1 rRNA gene (running past one end of the window) is annotated in these 1,288 nt (G+C 55.5%); it reads left to right on the plus strand.

From position 1 onward, the window contains the following. Positions 1-1,288: ribosomal RNA gene (locus ACIRGA_RS40755) — 23S ribosomal RNA — on the plus strand (its annotated part extends 1,841 nt beyond the left edge of the window); the annotation flags it as partial.

The raw sequence follows: 1,288 nt of genomic DNA on the forward strand, positions 1-1,288 counted from the left end.
TAAGGCTGAGACGTGATGCGTAGCCGATTGAGGTGAAGTAGAGTGATCCTATGCTGCCGAGAAAAGCCTCTAGCGAGTGCGTGCACGGCCCGTACCCCAAACCAACACAGGTGGTCAGGTAGAGAATACTAAGGCGATCGGGTGAACTGTGGTTAAGGAACTCGGCAAAATGCCCCCGTAACTTCGGGAGAAGGGGGGCCAGGGTTCCTGAAGCTTCTTGCAAGCTAGGGAATCGTGGCCGCAGAGACCAGCGGAAAGCGACTGTTTACTAAAAACACAGGTCCATGCGAAGTCGCAAGACGATGTATATGGACTGACGCCTGCCCGGTGCTGGAACGTTAAGAGGACCGGTTAACCCTTCGGGGTGAAGCTGAGAATTTAAGCGCCAGTAAACGGCGGTGGTAACTATAACCATCCTAAGGTAGCGAAATTCCTTGTCGGGTAAGTTCCGACCTGCACGAATGGCGTAACGACTTTCCGGCTGTCTCAACCACAGGCCCGGCGAAATTGCACTACGAGTAAAGATGCTCGTTACGCGCGGCAGGACGGAAAGACCCCGGGACCTTTACTATAGTTTGGTATTGGTTTTCGGTTCGGCTTGTGTAGGATAGGTGGGAGACTGTGAAGCCGGCACGCTAGTGTTGGTGGAGTCGTTGTTGAAATACCACTCTGGTCGGATTGGGAATCTGAACCTCGGACCATGATCTGGTTCAGGGACAGTGCCTGATGGGTAGTTTAACTGGGGCGGTTGCCTCCTAAAGAGTAACGGAGGCGCCCAAAGGTTCCCTCAGCCTGGTTGGCAATCAGGTGTTGAGTGCAAGTGCACAAGGGAGCTTGACTGTGAGACAGACATGTCGAGCAGGGACGAAAGTCGGGACTAGTGATCCGGCACCACCTGGTGGAAGGGGTGTCGCTCAACGGATAAAAGGTACCCCGGGGATAACAGGCTGATCTTGCCCAAGAGTCCATATCGACGGCATGGTTTGGCACCTCGATGTCGGCTCGTCGCATCCTGGGGCCGGAGTAGGTCCCAAGGGTTGGGCTGTTCGCCCATTAAAGCGGCACGCGAGCTGGGTTTAGAACGTCGTGAGACAGTTCGGTCCCTATCCGCCGCGCGCGTAGGATACTTGAGGAAGGCTGTCCCTAGTACGAGAGGACCGGGACGGACGAACCTCTGGTATGCCAGTTGTCACGCCAGTGGCATGGCTGGTTGGCCACGTTCGGAAGGGATAACCGCTGAAGGCATCTAAGCGGGAAGCCTGTTCCAAGATGAGGTATCCCACCCCTT

Source organism: Amycolatopsis sp. NPDC102389 (genome assembly GCF_044765885.1).
In the GTDB taxonomy this organism is placed as follows: Bacteria; Actinomycetota; Actinomycetes; order Mycobacteriales; family Pseudonocardiaceae; genus Amycolatopsis.